The sequence below is a fragment of the Pseudomonas sp. B8(2017) genome (genome assembly GCF_002113575.1).
Lineage (GTDB): Bacteria > Pseudomonadota > Gammaproteobacteria > Pseudomonadales > Pseudomonadaceae > Aquipseudomonas > Aquipseudomonas putida_Z.
Genome location: NZ_NEIO01000001.1, coordinates 466,845 through 483,586, shown reverse-complemented (window position 1 = coordinate 483,586; position 16,742 = coordinate 466,845). Strand labels below are relative to the sequence as shown.

Here is a 16,742-nt window from a genome sequence, read left to right as displayed (position 1 = left end):
ACTCCTTGTTCAGTCTTCGGGTCAAAGCTTCATTACCAGCATGCCGGCCAACACCAGCCCGCAAGCTAGGAGTCTCGGTCCGCCAAAAGGTTCTTTCAGGTAGCGCATGCCCAGCAGCACCACCAGGATCACGCTCAACTCCCTCAACGCCGCCGCTTCGGCCACCGACCCCAGGTGCATGGCCCACAGCACCAGCGCGTAACTGAGCAATACACACAGCCCCACTGCCAGCCCCAGGCGCCACTGCAGGCGCCAGAACAACACGAACGGCGCACGCCGCGCGACGCTGGCCAGCAACGGGAACGGCCAGGCACTGAGCAAGGTCAGCCACACCAGGTAATCCCAGGGTTTGCCCCACAGGCGCACGGCCTGGCCGTCGAACCAGGTGTAGCAACCAATGCACAGGCCGATCAGGGCAACCACCGGCAGCATCGACCAGGGCAGCCGGTCACCGCCACCACCCTGCCACAACAGGCAGGCCATGCCACAGGGGATCAGCAGGATGCCGATTATCTGTTGCTGGCTCAGCGATTCGCCGGCAAAAGCCAGGGTCAGCCCCAGCACCACCAGCGGCGACAGCCCGCGCATCAGAGGATAGACCAGCCCCAGGTCGCCCACGCGGTAGGCCTGGATCAACAGGAAGCGGTACAGCTGCTCGGCCAGCGCCGACGCCAGCAGCCAGGGCCAGATGTTGGCCGGCGGTACCTCGACGAAGGGCACCGCCAGCACCGCGAAGGCCAACGCCACCGTATCCATGCTGGCGATCACCAGCAGGCGCTCGCCGCTGAATTTGATCAGGGTATTCCAGGTCGCATGCAGCAGGGCAGCGATCAGTACCAGGGATGTTGCCAACACGCCTTGTTGTCCTCATGGCTTTTTATGGCTGGGACTATATAGCGTTCGGGGGCCGCTGTGCGGCCCAATCGCCGGCAAGCCAGCTCCCACCTCGACCGCGTCGCTTTCAAGGTTGATGCAGTACATGTGGGAGCTGGCTTGCCGGCGATTGGGCTGCGTAGCAGCCCCTTGGATGGGAACGTTTCAAACGAATCCGGTCAAACCCTGTGTCCCGAACCCCGCGCCAGGTCATCAAAGAACTGCCCGAGCCATTCGGGTTACGACTTGGAAGCCACTGTTACAGGATTCGGGATGCTTGAACTAGTTGCCGCGTTTATCTGCCTTACCACCCTCCTCACCTATGTAAATTACCGTTTCATCGGCCTGCCCCCTGCCATCGGCGTGATGGTCACGGCGCTGCTGTTTTCCCTGATGCTGCAGGGCTTGAGCCTGATCGGCTTCCCTGGCCTGGAAGCGCGCGTCGAAGGGCTGATGAACCAGATCGACTTCAACGACCTGCTGATGCACTGGATGCTGGCGTTCCTGCTGTTCGCCGGCGCCTTGCACGTCAACCTCTCCGACCTGCGCAGCTACCGCTGGCCCATCGGCCTGCTGGCCACCGTCGGCGTACTGATTGCCACCGTGGTCATCGGCTACCTGTCGCACTGGGTGTTCGCCCTGTTCGGCTGGCAGGTGCCGCTGATCTACTGTCTGCTGTTCGGCGCGCTGATCTCGCCCACGGACCCGATTGCCGTGCTGGGCGCGCTACGTACCGCCAATGCCTCCAAACCGCTGAAAACCACTATCGTCGGCGAGTCGCTGTTCAACGACGGCACTGCGGTGGTGGTGTTCACCGTGTTGCTGGGCATCATCCAGCTGGGCGAGACGCCGAGCATGACCGACACCGCGATCCTGTTCGCCCGCGAGGCCATCGGCGGCGTGGTGTTCGGCGGCCTGATCGGCTACGCCACCTACCGCATGATCAAGAGCGTCGAGCAATATCAGGTGGAAGTGATGCTGACCCTGGCGTTGGTCATCGGCGGCTCGGCGATGTGCTACGAACTGCACGTTTCGGCGCCGATCGCCATGGTGGTGGCCGGGCTGATCATCGGCAACCTGGGGCGCAACCTGGCCATGAACGACATGACCCGTCGCTACATGGACGGCTTCTGGGAACTGATCGACGACATGCTCAACGCGCTGCTGTTCGCGTTGATCGGCCTGGAACTGTTGCTGCTGCCATTCAACTGGATGCACCTGGCGGCCGGCAGCGTGCTGGCGCTGGCGGTGCTGCTGTCGCGGCTGCTGACCGTGGCCCCGGCGATCGTGCTGCTGCGCCGCTGGCGCCCGGTGCCCAAGGGCACGGTACGGGTGCTGACCTGGGGTGGCCTGCGCGGTGGGGTGTCGGTTGCCCTGGCACTGTCGCTGCCACTGGGCGAGGAACGTGACCTGCTGCTGTCGATCACCTACATCGTGGTGCTGTCGTCGATCCTGGTGCAGGGGTTGAGCATCGGGCGGGTGGTGCGCAAGGTCAGCGTCCAGCCTTGAGAATGCAGGGGCCGCTTTGCGACCCATCGCGACACAAGGCCGCTCCTACAGGAGATTGCATTCCCCTGTAGGAGCGGCCTTGTGTCGCGATGGGCTGCAAAGCAGCCCCAGAATGTTCATTCCACTGCAGAATCCGGGAACTGGTCCTGGATGTACTTGATCTCGGTCCGCCCATGCGCCGCCGGCAGCCCATCCTCGCCAAGGTTGACGAAGACCATCTTGTCGACCGTGAGGATGGCCTTGCGGGTGATCTTGTTGCGCACTTCGCACTTGAGGGTGATCGAGGTGCGGCCGAACTCGGTGGCGGTGATGCCCAGCTCGATGATGTCGCCCTGGCGCGAGGCACTGACGAAGTTGATTTCCGATATGTACTTGGTCACCACGCGCTGGTTGCCCAGCTGGACGATGGCGTAGATCGCCGCCTCTTCATCGATCCAGCGCAATAGGCTGCCACCGAACAAAGTGCCGTTTGGGTTGAGGTCTTCGGGTTTAACCCACTTGCGGGTATGAAAGTTCATCTGTACTCCTGACCTGCTTGGCTAACGTGTAGCAATGATGGCAGAGCGGCCGCTGTCGCTCCATTGAACATCGACTATCGTCGCGATTAATCGACAGAAAACCTTGGGCAAGCCGGCGGGCGCGGCTATAATCTCCGCCGCTTCACATGGCCGCCCACAGCGGCGCCATGCCCGCCACCCGTCCGAGGGGCGCTGCAGCAGGCTAGGCCTGTCAGGCTCGGATGGGGCGTTGCTCGCTCTCGCGGGCGCTTAACGCACAACGGCGCCCATTCGCACACTACGAATGGAGGCTCTCATGAGCGCTGCAAACATGCCTGCTGGTTTTACCGATTACAAAGTCGCCGACATCTCCCTGGCCGCCTGGGGTCGTCGCGAAACCATCATCGCCGAATCGGAAATGCCTGCACTGATGGGCCTGCGTCGCAAGTACCTGGCCGAGCAACCGCTCAAAGGTGCGAAGATCCTGGGCTGCATCCACATGACCATCCAGACCGCCGTGCTGATCGAAACCCTGGTTGCCCTTGGTGCCGAAGTGCGCTGGTCGTCCTGCAACATCTTCTCCACCCAGGACCAGGCCGCCGCGTCCATCGCCGCCGCCGGTATCCCGGTGTTCGCCTGGAAAGGTGAAACCGAGCAAGAGTACGAGTGGTGCCTGGAGCAGACCATCCTCAAGGATGGCCAGCCATGGGACGCCAACATGGTCCTCGACGACGGTGGCGACCTGACCGAGCTGCTGCACAAGAAGTACCCGCAAGTGCTGGAGCGCGTGCACGGCGTGACCGAAGAGACCACCACCGGCGTGCACCGCCTGCTGGACATGCTGGCCAAGGGCGAGCTGAAAGTCCCGGCGATCAACGTCAACGACTCGGTTACCAAGAGCAAGAACGACAACAAGTACGGCTGCCGTCACAGCCTGAACGACGCCATCAAGCGTGGTACCGACCACCTGCTGTCGGGCAAGCAGGCCCTGGTGATCGGCTACGGTGACGTGGGCAAGGGCTCGGCCCAGTCCCTGCGTCAGGAAGGCATGATCGTCAAGGTCACCGAAGTCGACCCGATCTGCGCCATGCAGGCCTGCATGGACGGTTTCGAAGTGGTTTCGCCGTTCATCGACGGTATCAACAACGGCACCGAAGCCAGCATCGACAAGGCCCTGCTGGGCAAGATCGACCTGATCGTGACCACCACCGGTAACGTCAACGTCTGCGACGCCAACATGCTCAAGGCGCTGAAGAAGCGTGCCGTGGTGTGCAACATCGGCCACTTCGACAACGAGATCGACACCGCCTTCATGCGCAAGAACTGGGCCTGGGAAGAGGTCAAGCCGCAGGTGCACAAGATCCACCGCACCGGCGCTGGCAGCTTCGACCCGCAGAACGACGACTACCTGATCCTGCTGGCCGAAGGCCGCCTGGTAAACCTGGGTAACGCCACTGGCCACCCAAGCCGCATCATGGACGGTTCGTTCGCCAACCAGGTACTGGCGCAGATCTTCCTGTTCGGGCAGAAGTTCGCCGACCTGTCGGCCGAGAAGAAAGCCGAGCGCCTGACCGTTGAAGTACTGCCGAAGAAGCTCGACGAAGAAGTGGCCCTGGAAATGGTCCGCGGCTTCGGCGGCGTGGTCACCCAGCTGACCAAGCAGCAGGCCGACTACATCGGTGTCACCGTCGAAGGCCCGTTCAAGCCGCACGCCTACCGCTACTAAGCGGCCAGCTTGAAGCTTCAAGCGGCAATCAAAGGCAGACCATGCCATTGCCGCTTGCAGCTCAAGCATAAAGGATCTTGAACGATGCCCAAGCCAGGCCGGCCATAACCGATCTGGCTTTTACTTGCAGCCTGCCGCTTGAAGCTTGCTGCCAGAGGAACGCCTGATGTCCCAGGAACGCCGTTACAGTTTCGAGTTCTTCCCGACCAAGACCGATGCCGGTCACGAAAAGCTGATGGGCGTCGCCCGCCAGCTGGCCGCCTACAACCCGGACTTCTTCTCCTGCACCTACGGTGCCGGTGGCTCGACCCGCGACCGCACGCTGAACACCGTGCTGCAGCTGGAAAGCGAAGTGAAGGTACCTGCCGCACCGCACCTGTCGTGCGTAGGCGACACCAAGGCCGAACTGCGTGCCCTGCTGGCCGAATACAAGGCTGCAGGCATCAAGCGCATCGTCGCCCTGCGTGGCGACCTGCCATCGGGTATGGGCATGGCCAGTGGCGAACTGCGCTACGCCAGCGACCTGGTCGAATTCATTCGCCAGGAAACCGCCGATCACTTCCACCTGGAAGTGGCCGCCTACCCGGAGATGCACCCCCAGGCCCGCAACTTCGAGGCTGACCTGGCCAACTTCGTGCACAAGGTCAAGGCCGGTGCCGACAGCGCCATCACCCAGTACTTCTTCAACGCCGACAGCTATTTCTACTTCGTCGAGCGCGCGCAGAAGCTGGGCGTGGACATCCCGGTGGTACCCGGCATCATGCCGATCACCAACTACAGCAAGCTGGCGCGCTTCTCCGACGCCTGTGGCGCCGAAATCCCGCGCTGGATCCGCAAGCAGCTGGAAGCCTATGCCGACGACACCGCCAGCATCCAGGCATTCGGCGAAGAAGTGATCACCCGCATGTGCGAACAGCTGCTGCAAGGCGGCGCACCGGGCCTGCACTTCTACACCTTGAACCAGGCCGAGCCGAGCCTGGCGATCTGGAACAATCTGAAGCTGCCGCGCTGAAATTTTTTGCAAAATCTGTTTAAGATTTGATTAAGGCTTTGGTCATAGACTAAAGCCTTATTCATTTTCCGGTTACACAGGTCTTGCCTGCCATGCAGCCCCTCCAGCCATCGCGTCCACAGCTTGTCTACCTGGCTTTTGGCCCGGCAACCTACCATCAGGAAGCCTGCTTCAGCATCGTCAGCGCCCTCGCCCATCTGGGCACGGCAGCAGGCGAAGCCATGGACATCCAGGTCTACACCGACAACCCGCAGCCCTATGCCGGCCTGCCGGTCACCGTACACCTGCTGGACGAAGCCACACGTCAGGCATGGAACGCCCCTCACGGTTATCACTTTCGCAGCAAGCATGTGCTGTTGCGTCAGGTGCTGCAGCAACACCCGCTGGCAGTGCTGATCGACACCGACACCTTCTTCCGCAAGTCGCCGCTGGAGCTGTTCGCCCGGGTGGCCCCAGGCCGCCTGCTGTGCAATGCCATCGGTGCGCGCTACGGCAGCAACCAGAAGTGCCTGCTGTACAAGAACCTGCTGGCCATCCTCGAGTCCAGGGGCCTGGCCGATTGCCAGATGCCACTGGTCAACTCGGGGGTGATCGGCCTCAGCGCCGAAGACGCCGGCACCCTGGACCGCTCCATCGCCATGATGGACGAGTTCCACCCCCTGGCTCGCGAGGCTTATACCCTTGAGGAGTTCTGCCTGGCGGTGGCAGCCTACCGCACGCTGGAGCTGGCCGAATGCACAGATGTCATCCACCACTACTGGAGCCGAAAGGCGCAGTTCCGCGCCAAGATCCAGGCCTGGCTGCGCAAGCACGGCCATGATCCGCTGAGCCACGCGGCGCTGGCCGACGTGTCCCTGGTCAATGACCAGCTGCCACGGCCGCCGGCCCTGCAACGCCTGGGTTACAAGGCGCTGAGCATGACCCTGCCCAGCCACGAGCGCCAGTTCGCCCGCGAGCTGCTGTATGGCTGCTACCCCTACCCCAATGAGTTCGACCGTGCCTGCGCGCCGGCCTGGTGGGACAAGGCCCTGGAAAACCTCAACGCCCGCCATGGCCACATGGAGCCCGAGCAACTGCGCCAGTGCCTGCGTCACCCGGGGTTGCGCCTGTCACTGGGCGAGCGGCGCAAGGATATCGAAGCGCATCTGCTGCGCACCTCCCACGGCTGAGGCACCCAGAACCACTGCCTTGCGCAACCCCTGTGGGAGCGGGCATGCCCGCGAATCAGGCGACGCGGTGGATGGCACCGGCTTCGCCGGTGTTCGCGGCGGTTCGACGCCTCGACATGCCCGCTCCCACAGGGATCGCGCATGCCTTTAAGTACTCGATTATGGCAATTGCCGCGTTCAATTTCGGGGCTCTGGCCATGCAACGGCCGAGCGCGTAATCTCCGGCCATGCCACACGTCGCCCGTCTGTTCTGGATCCTGTTGCTCGCCTGCCTGAGCCCGCTGGCCCAGGGCGAGCGCCTGCGCCTGGTGACCGACGACTGGGCACCCTATGCGTACCAGCACGACGGCCAGCCGCGCGGCATCGACTACGAAGTCACCACCCAGGTGTTCGAACGCCTTGGCGTCGAGGTGGAGTGGGAGTTCCTGCCATGGAAGCGCTGCCTGGCAATGATCGAGCAGGGCTTGGCCGACGGCATCATGGACATCTTCCAGACCGAGTCACGCCAGCCTTACCTGGTGTACGCCCCCGAGCCCATGTCGGAGGTCGAGTTCGTCCTGTTCCAGGCCAGCGCACGTCGCCATGCCGTCAAGGCGCTGGATGACCTTGCCGGCCTCACCGTCGGCACCTCACCCGGCTACGCCTATGGTGCCGCGTTCAACGAGGCCGTACATTTCAGGCGCGAAGCCGCGCCTACCCATGAAGCCAACTTCGGCAAACTGATGCTGGGCCGCATCGACCTGGCAATCACCGACCGCAGGGTCGGCCAATACCTGCTGCGGCATCTGGGCCTGCAACAGCAGGTCGAGGAGCTGCCGCTGGTGATAAGCCGCCAGGCGCAGTACCTGGGGCTGGCGCGCAAGCCGGGGCGGGAGGCATTGGCCCAGGCCTTCGCCGCGGAACTGCGGCGCTTCAAGCAGGAACCGGCCTATGCAGCGATCAGCAACCGCTACACAGGCGACATCGGAAACATTCTCAACGCCGTTGAGCAGCAGGAAAGCAGCACAGCGCGATAGCTCTGTTATACTCGGGCCTTCCCGCCCGGCTCACGCCCGGACGCTCGGCCTCGCAACAGGCATCCCGATCGGCATCGACGCGCCTTCGCGTCCACCCTCCGCTAACCGGATGTGCAGTGAAAGCCCAGCTGGACCGGACGCGATCGCATCCCTCCGATGCCCGTCGCGCCAGGCAGAACATCCCAAACGGGCCCAGCCCACACGAGAACAGGATTGCCCATGTCCTTTGCTTCCCTCGGTCTCTCCGAGGCTCTTGTCCGCGCTATCGAGGCTGCGGGCTACACCCAGCCGACCCCCGTGCAACAGCGGGCGATTCCCGCCGTGTTGCAAGGCCGCGACCTGATGGTCGCCGCACAGACAGGTACTGGTAAAACCGGCGGTTTCGCCCTGCCGATCCTCGAGCGCCTGTTCCCGGCCGGCCACCCCGACAAGTCGCAGCGCCATGGCCCGCGCCAACCTCGCGTGCTGGTCCTGACCCCGACCCGCGAACTGGCAGCCCAGGTGCATGACAGCTTCAAGGTCTATGCCCGTGACCTGCCACTGGTCAGCGCCTGCATTTTCGGCGGTGTCGGCATGAACCCGCAGATCCAGGCCATTGCCAAGGGTGTGGACGTGCTGGTCGCCTGCCCGGGCCGCCTGCTCGACCTGGCCGGCCAAGGCAAGGTTGACCTGGCCCACGTGGAAATCCTGGTGCTGGACGAAGCCGACCGCATGCTCGACATGGGCTTCATCCATGACGTCAAGAAGGTCCTCGCCCGCCTGCCGGCCAAGCGCCAGAACCTGTTGTTCTCAGCCACCTTCTCCAAGGACATCACCGACCTCGCCGACAAGCTCCTGCACAACCCGGAGCGTATCGAGGTCACCCCGCCGAACACTACCGTCGAGCGTATCGAGCAGCGCGTCTACCGCCTGCCCGCCAGCCACAAGCGCGCGCTGCTGGCGCACCTGATCACCCAGGGTGCCTGGGAACAGGTACTGGTGTTCACCCGCACCAAGCACGGCGCCAACCGCCTGGCCGAGTACCTGGAAAAGCACGGCCTGACCGCCGCCGCGATCCACGGCAACAAGAGCCAGAACGCCCGCACCAAGGCTCTGGCCGACTTCAAGGCCAACAGCGTGCGCGTGCTGGTCGCCACCGACATCGCCGCCCGTGGCCTGGACATCGACCAGTTGCCGCACGTGGTCAACTTCGAGCTGCCGAACGTCGAGGAAGACTACGTCCACCGTATCGGCCGTACCGGCCGTGCCGGGCGTTCGGGCGAGGCCATTTCCATGGTCGCGCCGGATGAAGAGAAGCTGCTCAAGAGCATCGAGCGGGTGACCAGGCAGAAGATCCCGGACGGCGACCTGATGGGCTTCGACGCCAGCCAGGTAGAGGCCGAAAAGCCTGAAGTACGCGAACGCCAGCAGAACAACGGCCGTGGTGGCCGCAACCAGCAGGCCCGCGGCGAAGGCGGCAAAGACGCCAACGGCGGCCGCAAGGACAAGGGCAAGGATAAAGGCAAGGCCAAGCAACAGGCTGCTGACAAGCCGGCCGACAAGGAAAAGAGCGGCGACAAGCAACAGCAGCAACGCAAGCCGCGTGACAAGAAGCCGCGCCAGCAGCAACAGCAGGCCAGCAACGGCAGCGTGCCGAAAGTGCCTGCCGACCGTGATCCTGAAGAGTTCCTGGACGACGATATCGACAACTTCGGCAACCGTGCCGACTATGTCAGCCCGTACCAGGGCAAGAACCAGGGCCGCAATCGCCGCCCGGGTGGCAATGCCGGCCAAGGTCAGGCCCAGGGTAATGGCCAGCGCAGCAACGCCGGTGGCCAGGGTCGCAATAGCGGCCAGCCGCGCAGCGGCGGCGGTGGCGGCGAGAAACGTCCGGCCCGCGCCAACAATGGTGGCGGCGCCCGTCGTGATGGTGGTGGCCGTGGTCGCCCGGCCCGTGACGATGCTGCCCGGCAGGAACCGGCCGTGCGCAACCCGCGCCAGCCGGAAAAACAGCCAGTGATCATCCGCAAGGAATCCAAGCTCGACCGTTATCCGACGCCAGAGCAACTGGATGACCTGCCGAGCCGCCCGCGCGGTGAGCGCCCGGCGCTGTTGACCCGCAAGGGCTGACAAAAAGTATGAGGGGGCCGCTTTGCGGCCCTTTCGCGACACAAGGCCGCTCCCACAGGTATTGCGCAGATTTCACTTGCAGCGCAATACCTGTGGGAGCGGCCTTGTGTCGCGAAAGGGCTGCGAAGCAGCCCCCTCGGTATTTCGGCTAGAGCAAATTACTTCTGCTTCACACCTTCAACACTGATATCCAGGTCCAGGGTCTGCGAGGTAGCGCCCGGGCCCTTGATGCCGAAGTCGTTCAGGTTCAGCGTGGTGGTGGCGTTGAAACCAGCGCGCTCGCCGCCCCATGGGTCCTTGCCTTCACCGTTGAAGGTGGCCTTGAAGGTGACCGGCTTGGTCACACCGTGCATGGTCAGGTCGCCAGTCACGTCAGCGGTCTTGTCGCCAGTCGACTTGACGCTGGTGGAGACGAACTTGGCTTCCGGGTACTTCTTCACATCGAGGAAGTCGGCGCTGGAAATGTGCTTGTCACGCTCGGCGTGGTTCGACCACAGGCTGGCGGTTTTCAGGTCGACGTTGATCTTGCTGGCTTCAGGCTTGGCGCTGTCCCAGGTGAAGTTGCCGTCGAAATCCTTGAAGGTACCGTGAATGAAGCTGTAGCCCAGGTGGCTGATCTTCCAGTCAACGAACGCGTGCTGGCCTTCCTTGTCGATCTTGTACTCGGCAGCCATGGCCTGGCCGGCGGAGAGCAGAGCGGTACCGAGCGCCAGAGCGGCAAAAGTCTTTTTCAACATCCTTACTTCCTTCCTATGCAATTGAGGTTGAGAGTCAAGCTTTGCGGCCCAGCATGCGGGTCAGGGTCGCGTCACGGTCGATGAAATGGTGCTTGAGCGCTGCCAAGCCATGCAGCACGGCAAAAATCACCAAGCCCCAGGCCAGCCAGAGATGAATCACGCCAGCCAGGTCTGCCTGGTCGGGCAGGTCGCTGACCAGTGCCGGCACTTCGAACAGGCCGAACACCGGAATGCCGACACCGTCGGCGGTAGAAATCAGGTAACCGGCAATCATTACCGCGAACAGCCCCAGGTACAGGGCCAGGTGGCCCAACTTGGCTGCCAGGCGGGTAAGTGCGCCGTGGTTGGCCGGTGCCGGTGGTGGCGGGCTGATGAAGCGCCAGACCACCCGCAGCAGCATCACCGCCAGCAGCACCAGGCCGATGCTCTTGTGCAGGTCCGGGCCGGCCTTGCGCCAAGGGCTGTAGTAGTCGAGGCCGACCATCCACAGGCCCAGGCCGAACAGGCCGAAGACTGCCAGAGCCACGCCCCAGTGCAGGACGATGCTGACCACGCCGTAGCGAGAAGATGAATTGCGCAGTTGCATGTTGACGTGTTTCCCCGTGAAAGCTGTGCACAGACTAACGCGTAACGCATCGAATAAAAGCGTAAAAAATTGCTTTGGATTATCGAGAAATCCGATATGTATTCTGTAAGCTTCCCATTAAGGAAACATTAACGATAGTTGGGTAATCAGCGGATGCCAGTGCCGGCCCTATCGCCGGCAAGCCAGCTCCCACAAGGCCAGCATCAAGCTCAGGAGCAGACCAACCTGTGGGAGCAGTCTTGTACTGCCTGTACTGGCCTCATCGCCGGCAAGCCAGCTCCCACAGGTATTGCACAGGCCTTCGAACCTATGATGATCCTGTGGGAGCTGGCTTGCCGGCGATAGGGCCAGCAAAGTCAACAAATCAACCCGCTTTGGCCTGGGTATTGGCCACAGCTTTCTTGGCCGGTTCGGACTTGGCAGTCGCCTTTTTGGTCTGGGCTGGCTTGTGCGCCGGTGCACGCTTGGCAGGTGCAGCCTTGGTAGCAGCAGGCTTGGCCGCCGCTTCCTTGACCACTGGTGCTGGTGCAACCGGGGCCGGCGCAGCTTGCGGGGCTGGCACAGGTGCTGGCGCCACTTCCTCGGCCTTGGCAATCGGCTCGGCCTTCACCTCAGGCTTGTCCGCCCCACCAAACAGGCGCTTGAAGAAGCCCGGCTTGTCCTGCTTGGCCTCATCGACCGGCTTCGGCTCGGCCTTGACCGGGGCCTTGTCAGCCTTGTCGCCCTTGTCGGAAGAACCACCGAACATGTTGGAGAAGAACCCGCCCTTGCTCTCCTTGGCCGCTACGGCGCCTGCAGCTGCTGCCGCCGCCACCGGTGCCGCCTTGGCCGGGTCGAACGACTTGCCGGCCAGCAGGTCCTGCACCTGGCTGGCCGCGCGCTGGCCACTGCGCAGGGCGCCTTCCAGGGTGCCTGGGTAGAGGGCGTCGGTATGCTCACCGGCAAAGGTGATGCGCTGCACCGGGCGCTCCCACAGGCGCCAGTACTTGCTGATCTGGCCCGGGCCATAGGCCAGGTAGGCGCCGCCGGTACCGGCGTCGGTGCTGTAGCGCTTGACCTCGTAGCCGGTGAACGAGCCACGGGCCTGTGGGTAGAACGCATGCAGGCGGATCAGCACCTGATCGACCATCTGCTTGTCGCCGAACGCCTGCAGCAGACGGGCGTTGTCGCCCGACAGGTTGATCACCACGTTGGCGCCACCCTTGAGCGCGGGTTCGATCCACAGCATGCCCAAGCCTGCGTTACTGAAGATTTCGCCCGACATGCGCGCGCGGCTTTCCCACACCGGCTTCTTGAACTTGAGCATCAGCTGGTCGCGCCAGCCATAGTTGGTGCCCTTCAACGCCGCCAGGTGCTGGCTGTCCAGGCCCGGGGTCATCTGGATCTTGGCCAAGGCGCGCAGGGGCACGGCCATGACCAGGTAATCCGCCTGGTAGCCGACGCTGCCGACCTTGACCGTGACACCGTCCTTGTCCTGGACGATGGAGGTCACCGGCGAACTGGTCTTGATGGTCTTCAGTTGCTTGACGAACGCCTGGGCCAGCACTGGGCTGCCGCCGGGCAGGCGCGCGGCACGCAGGTCACGGTCGCTGACGCCGCGATACACGCGGTTCTGCTGGGCAAAGTACAGCAGCGAAAGGCGCGATGGCTCATCGTAGCGGGTACGGATCTGCTGGTTGACCAGCTGACGGGCGGTGGTCGGCAGTTGCAGCTTGTCCAGCCAGCTAGAGACGTTGATCTGGTCGAGGGCGAACAGCGTGCTGTTGGCTTGCGGGTTCAGCGGATCGTCGATCGAACGGGCCAGGTCATCGAGGGTTTTCTCGTAACGTTTGAGCGCATCGGCAGTAGCCGGCTGCTTGGTGGCCAGGTCGGTGGCGCTGAAATACTCGCCATCGATCAGGTAACCGGGGGTACGCACGAACTCTGGTGCCGGCAGTGTTTCAAGTTTGAAACGGTCGAGGTACTGGTTGAGCACCGGCTGCGCCTTGGCGTTGCCAATCCACTCGCTGGTGGCCAGGCCCGAGCGCCCGCCCATGCCCGCCTTGGCCTCCAGCAGCGTCACCTGCCAGCCTTTGTTCTGCAGCTCGTAGGCGGCCGTCAGGCCCGCTAGGCCGCCACCCACTACGATCGCCGAAGGTGTCTTGTCCTTTGCCAGCGCGGCGCCGCTGGACACACCAATCAATACCAACGCGCACAGGCGCACCCAAGCAGCAGCCATGTCGGCGAACTCCGAGTCAGGGGGTTACAGAAATGGGGAGAGGCAGGAATGCCCCGGGAGAGATGCGTTAAGAATACGTCAGGTCCGCCGACCCTGCCAGCGCAGTGACATCAAGTCCTTTTCGCCACTGACATTTTTGCCTGCAGCGATTCCACGCGGTGGCAAGCTCAGCTGGCAAGCCGATGAAAAGCGGCGGTTGTCCTGCCCTGCGGCATTGCTTAGGCTTACGCGGTCGAACCAAGCCGCAAAGCCAGGAGAAGTGCCCATGGGCCTCAATGATCAGTGGATGCAACGCGACCTAAAGGTCCTGTGGCACCCCTGCACCCAGATGAAAGACCACGAGCAGCTGCCGCTGATCCCGATCAGGCGCGGCGAAGGCGTGTGGCTGGAAGACTTCGAAGGCAAGCGCTACCTGGATGCGGTGAGCAGCTGGTGGGTCAACGTGTTTGGCCACGCCAACCCGCGTATCAACCAGCGCATCAAGGACCAGGTCGACCAGCTGGAGCACGTGATCCTGGCCGGTTTCAGCCACCAGCCGGTGATCGAGCTGTCCGAGCGCCTTGTAGCCATGACCCCCGCCGGCCTCGACCGGGTGTTCTATGCCGACAACGGTTCGTCGTGCATCGAAGTGGCGCTGAAGATGAGCTTCCACTACTGGCAGAACGTCGGCAAGCCAGGCAAGAAGCGCTTCGTCACCCTGACCAACAGCTACCACGGCGAAACCATCGCCGCCATGTCGGTCGGTGATGTGCCGCTGTTTACCGAAACCTACAAGGCGCTGCTGCTCGACACCCTCAAGGTGCCCAGCCCCGACTGCTACCTGCGCCCCGAGGGCACGAGCTGGGAAGAGCACTCGCGCACCATGTTCCAGGCCATGGAACAGACCCTGGCCGAGCACCACGCCTCGATCAGCGCGGTGATCGTCGAACCGCTGATCCAGGGTGCCGGCGGCATGCGCATGTATCACCCGGTGTACCTCAAGCTGCTGCGCGAGGCCTGCGACCGCTACGACGTGCACCTGATCCACGACGAGATCGCCGTGGGCTTCGGCCGCACCGGCACCATGTTCGCCTGTGAACAGGCCGGCATTCGCCCGGACTTCCTGTGTCTGTCCAAGGCCCTGACCGGCGGCTACCTGCCGCTGGCCGCCTGCCTGACCACCGACAAGGTGTACCAGGCGTTCTACGACGACTACCCGACCCTGCGCGCGTTCCTCCACTCGCACAGCTACACCGGCAACCCGCTGGCCTGCGCCGCGGCGCTGGCGACCCTGGACATCTTCGAGCAGGACAACGTGATCGAGGCCAACAAGGCACTGGCCACCCGCATGGCCAGCGCCACCGCGCACCTGGCCGACCACGCACATGTGGCCGAGATTCGCCAGACCGGCATGGCTCTGGCCATCGAGATGGTCCAGGACAAGGCCGACAAGGTTGCCTACCCGTGGCAAGAGCGTCGTGGCCTGAAAGTGTTCGAGCATGCCCTGACGCGTGGTGCCCTGCTGCGCCCGCTGGGCAGCGTGGTGTACTTCCTGCCGCCGTATGTGATTACGCCAGAGCAGATCGACTTCCTGGCAGAAGTGGCCAGCGAAGGCATCGACATTGCCACCCGCGATAGCGTCAGCGTGGCCGTACCGGCCAACTTCCACCCCGACTTCCGCGACCCGGGCTAAGCCCGGAGGCCCGCCGCGTACCCTGTGGGAGCGGGTTCACCCGCGAATGCAATAGTGGAGTCACCGCCGCATTCGCGGGTGAACCCGCTCCCACAGGGACCACCTTCTCCCTTTAGCTTGAGCTCAACCATGAGACTGTCCCGCTTTTTCATCGACGCCCCCCTGAGCCTTGGCGAGCATGACCTGCCCGAAGCCCAGGCCCACTACATCGGCCGCGTACTGCGCATGGCCCCCGGCGACGCCGTGCAGCTGTTCGACGGCAGTGGCCAGGAATACCGCGGCCAGTTGCTCGAAGTGGGCAAGAAAACCGTGCGCGTCAGCCTCGACCAGGCCCTCGCCGGCCAGGCCGATTCACCACTGCACGTGCACCTCGGCCAAGGTCTGTCCCGTGGCGAGCGCATGGACTGGGCGATCCAGAAAGCCACCGAACTGGGCGCCAACGAAATCACCCCGATCGTCAGCGAACGCTGCGAAGTGCGGCTGAAGGACGAGCGCGCCGACAAGCGCCTGGCCCACTGGCGCCAGGTGGCGATCAGCGCCTGCGAACAATGCGGCCGCTCGACCTTGCCGGTCATCCACCCGCCAGTGACCCTGGTTGAATGGCTGAACAGTGCCAAGGCCGACTTGAAACTGGTCCTGCACCCGGTGGCCGAACCGCTCACCAGCCATGCCAAGCCTGCCACCCTGGCCTTCCTGATCGGCCCCGAAGGCGGCCTGAGCGAAGCGGAGGTCGACCAGGCCAAGGCTGCCGGTTTCCACGCAGCACGCTTGGGCCCACGCGTGCTGCGCACCGAAACCGCACCGGTGGTGGCACTGTCGGTGGCACAGCAACTGTGGGGCGACTTTTAACTAGCGCACGTAGAACGACACCGCCACGAAGTGCATGAGGCTGCCGGCGATCACGAACAGGTGCCAGATGCCATGCCAGTGGCGGAAGCGGCTGTCGAAAGCGAAGAAGATGATGCCGACGGTGTAGAACACCCCGCCAGCGGCCAGCCAGGCAAAGCCTGCGCTGCCGAGCGAGTGCAGCAATGGTTCGACCGCCACCAGCACGATCCAGCCCATCACCGCATAGATGATGATCGACAGGATGCGCGCCTCGGATCGCGGCTTGATCTCCTGCAGCATGCCGATCACGGCCAGCCCCCAGACCACCCCGAACAGGCTCCAGCCCCAGGGGCCGCGCAGGCTGACCAGGCAGAACGGCGTGTAGCTGCCGGCGATCAGCAGGTAGATCGACAGGTGATCGAGCTTGCGCATGATCACCTTCGCCCGCCCGCGAGTGCTGTGGTACAGGGTAGAAATGCTGTACAGCAACAGCAAGGTGCTGCCGTAGATGGAGAAACTGACGATCTTCCACGGGTCGCCCTGCAGGCCCGCGACCACGATCAGCCAGATGGCACCGATACAGGCCAGGACGGCACCGACCAGGTGGGTCCAGGCGTTGAAGCGTTCACCGTAGTACATGCAAACACAGACCTCCTGAGGTGGGCTGGGTTCCTGATGTGATGCTGATGGCCTCTTCGCGGGCATGCCCGCTCCCACAGGTTATCTACTTGCCTTGAAGTGTATGATTTTCCTGTGGGAGCGGGCGTGCCCGCGAAAGGGCCCTGTGCCT

At 63.5% G+C, this 16,742-nt stretch carries 14 protein-coding genes and 1 riboswitch; of the genes, 8 read left to right on the top strand and 6 right to left on the bottom strand.

All coding sequences use genetic code 11. The annotated features are described in order from the left end of the window. Positions 1 to 21: 21 nt before the first annotated feature. Positions 22 to 855 (bottom strand): EamA family transporter, encoded by an 834-nt coding sequence (locus CAG22_RS02245; protein WP_063911985.1) that lies wholly within the window; start codon positions 853 to 855, stop codon positions 22 to 24. A gap of 291 nt (positions 856 to 1,146) precedes the next feature. On the opposite strand from CAG22_RS02245, the gene CAG22_RS02240 reads away from it, so the two are divergent. Further along, positions 1,147 to 2,382: a sodium:proton antiporter gene (locus CAG22_RS02240; RefSeq protein ID WP_085587823.1), complete on the top strand. Its 1,236-nt coding sequence runs from the start codon at positions 1,147 to 1,149 to the stop codon at positions 2,380 to 2,382. A gap of 116 nt (positions 2,383 to 2,498) precedes the next feature. Here CAG22_RS02240 and CAG22_RS02235 read toward each other — a convergent pair whose 3' ends face one another. Next, on the bottom strand, positions 2,499 to 2,900 hold the full coding sequence (locus CAG22_RS02235) for an acyl-CoA thioesterase (protein WP_003257757.1): 402 nt from the start codon (positions 2,898 to 2,900) through the stop codon (positions 2,499 to 2,501). Positions 2,901 to 3,078: 178 nt separating this feature from the next. Further along, positions 3,079 to 3,175, top strand: a riboswitch (S-adenosyl-L-homocysteine riboswitch). Positions 3,176 to 3,195: 20 nt separating this feature from the next. On the opposite strand from CAG22_RS02235, the gene ahcY reads away from it, so the two are divergent. From ahcY to CAG22_RS02210, 5 genes are all read left to right on the top strand, one after another. Continuing rightward, positions 3,196 to 4,605, top strand: a complete 1,410-nt coding sequence (gene ahcY, locus CAG22_RS02230; protein WP_085704224.1) for an adenosylhomocysteinase — start codon at positions 3,196 to 3,198, stop codon at positions 4,603 to 4,605. Positions 4,606 to 4,771: 166 nt separating this feature from the next. Further along, positions 4,772 to 5,617, top strand: a complete 846-nt coding sequence (gene metF / locus CAG22_RS02225; protein ID WP_025340893.1) for a methylenetetrahydrofolate reductase [NAD(P)H] — start codon at positions 4,772 to 4,774, stop codon at positions 5,615 to 5,617. A gap of 92 nt (positions 5,618 to 5,709) precedes the next feature. Further along, on the top strand, positions 5,710 to 6,786 hold the full coding sequence (locus CAG22_RS02220; RefSeq protein WP_085587821.1) for a hypothetical protein: 1,077 nt from the start codon (positions 5,710 to 5,712) through the stop codon (positions 6,784 to 6,786). 227 nt (positions 6,787 to 7,013) lie between these two features. Then, positions 7,014 to 7,802 carry an ABC transporter substrate-binding protein gene (locus tag CAG22_RS02215; RefSeq protein ID WP_085587817.1) on the top strand — a complete coding sequence of 263 codons (789 nt, stop codon included), beginning with the start codon at positions 7,014 to 7,016 and terminating at the stop codon, positions 7,800 to 7,802. Positions 7,803 to 8,021: 219 nt separating this feature from the next. Further along, a complete protein-coding gene (locus CAG22_RS02210; protein ID WP_170929253.1) occupies positions 8,022 to 9,911 on the top strand; it encodes a DEAD/DEAH box helicase in 1,890 nt (629 codons plus the stop codon). Positions 9,912 to 10,069: 158 nt separating this feature from the next. Here the strand turns inward: CAG22_RS02210 and CAG22_RS02205 are convergent, their stop codons facing one another. The 3 genes from CAG22_RS02205 to CAG22_RS02195 form a co-directional block, all read right to left on the bottom strand. After that, positions 10,070 to 10,648, bottom strand: coding sequence for a YceI family protein (locus tag CAG22_RS02205; protein ID WP_075046586.1), 579 nt, complete (start codon positions 10,646 to 10,648; stop codon positions 10,070 to 10,072). Positions 10,649 to 10,682: 34 nt separating this feature from the next. Further along, positions 10,683 to 11,234 (bottom strand): cytochrome b, encoded by a 552-nt coding sequence (locus CAG22_RS02200; protein WP_025340898.1) that lies wholly within the window; start codon positions 11,232 to 11,234, stop codon positions 10,683 to 10,685. 364 nt (positions 11,235 to 11,598) lie between these two features. Then, on the bottom strand, positions 11,599 to 13,452 hold the full coding sequence (locus CAG22_RS02195; protein WP_085704221.1) for a flavin monoamine oxidase family protein: 1,854 nt from the start codon (positions 13,450 to 13,452) through the stop codon (positions 11,599 to 11,601). A 265-nt stretch (positions 13,453 to 13,717) separates the two neighbouring features. On the opposite strand from CAG22_RS02195, the gene CAG22_RS02190 reads away from it, so the two are divergent. Both CAG22_RS02190 and CAG22_RS02185 read left to right on the top strand, forming a co-directional pair. Further along, complete coding sequence (locus tag CAG22_RS02190) at positions 13,718 to 15,124, top strand: adenosylmethionine--8-amino-7-oxononanoate transaminase (protein WP_085704218.1); 1,407 nt, start codon at positions 13,718 to 13,720, stop codon at positions 15,122 to 15,124. A 129-nt stretch (positions 15,125 to 15,253) separates the two neighbouring features. Further along, positions 15,254 to 15,973 carry a 16S rRNA (uracil(1498)-N(3))-methyltransferase gene (locus CAG22_RS02185; RefSeq protein ID WP_061550440.1) on the top strand — a complete coding sequence of 240 codons (720 nt, stop codon included), beginning with the start codon at positions 15,254 to 15,256 and terminating at the stop codon, positions 15,971 to 15,973. Here CAG22_RS02185 and CAG22_RS02180 read toward each other — a convergent pair whose 3' ends face one another. Continuing rightward, a complete protein-coding gene (locus CAG22_RS02180; RefSeq protein WP_085704215.1) occupies positions 15,974 to 16,591 on the bottom strand; it encodes a hemolysin III family protein in 618 nt (205 codons plus the stop codon). Positions 16,592 to 16,742 lie beyond the last annotated feature (151 nt).

Excerpts from the sequence above, each read along its gene's own strand:
- CAG22_RS02235 (WP_003257757.1), bottom strand. The coding sequence starts at position 2,900 with ATGAACTTTCATACCCGCAAGTGGGTTAAACCCGAAGACCTCAACCCA.
- metF (WP_025340893.1), top strand. The coding sequence starts at position 4,772 with ATGTCCCAGGAACGCCGTTACAGTTTCGAGTTCTTCCCGACCAAGACC.
- CAG22_RS02200 (WP_025340898.1), bottom strand. The coding sequence starts at position 11,234 with ATGCAACTGCGCAATTCATCTTCTCGCTACGGCGTGGTCAGCATCGTC.
- CAG22_RS02180 (WP_085704215.1), bottom strand. The coding sequence starts at position 16,591 with ATGTACTACGGTGAACGCTTCAACGCCTGGACCCACCTGGTCGGTGCC.
- ahcY (WP_085704224.1), top strand. The coding sequence starts at position 3,196 with ATGAGCGCTGCAAACATGCCTGCTGGTTTTACCGATTACAAAGTCGCC.
- CAG22_RS02195 (WP_085704221.1), bottom strand. The coding sequence starts at position 13,452 with ATGGCTGCTGCTTGGGTGCGCCTGTGCGCGTTGGTATTGATTGGTGTG.
- CAG22_RS02185 (WP_061550440.1), top strand. The coding sequence starts at position 15,254 with ATGAGACTGTCCCGCTTTTTCATCGACGCCCCCCTGAGCCTTGGCGAG.
- CAG22_RS02205 (WP_075046586.1), bottom strand. The coding sequence starts at position 10,648 with ATGTTGAAAAAGACTTTTGCCGCTCTGGCGCTCGGTACCGCTCTGCTC.
- CAG22_RS02190 (WP_085704218.1), top strand. The coding sequence starts at position 13,718 with ATGGGCCTCAATGATCAGTGGATGCAACGCGACCTAAAGGTCCTGTGG.
- CAG22_RS02215 (WP_085587817.1), top strand. The coding sequence starts at position 7,014 with ATGCCACACGTCGCCCGTCTGTTCTGGATCCTGTTGCTCGCCTGCCTG.
- CAG22_RS02240 (WP_085587823.1), top strand. The coding sequence starts at position 1,147 with ATGCTTGAACTAGTTGCCGCGTTTATCTGCCTTACCACCCTCCTCACC.
- CAG22_RS02220 (WP_085587821.1), top strand. The coding sequence starts at position 5,710 with ATGCAGCCCCTCCAGCCATCGCGTCCACAGCTTGTCTACCTGGCTTTT.
- CAG22_RS02210 (WP_170929253.1), top strand. The coding sequence starts at position 8,022 with ATGTCCTTTGCTTCCCTCGGTCTCTCCGAGGCTCTTGTCCGCGCTATC.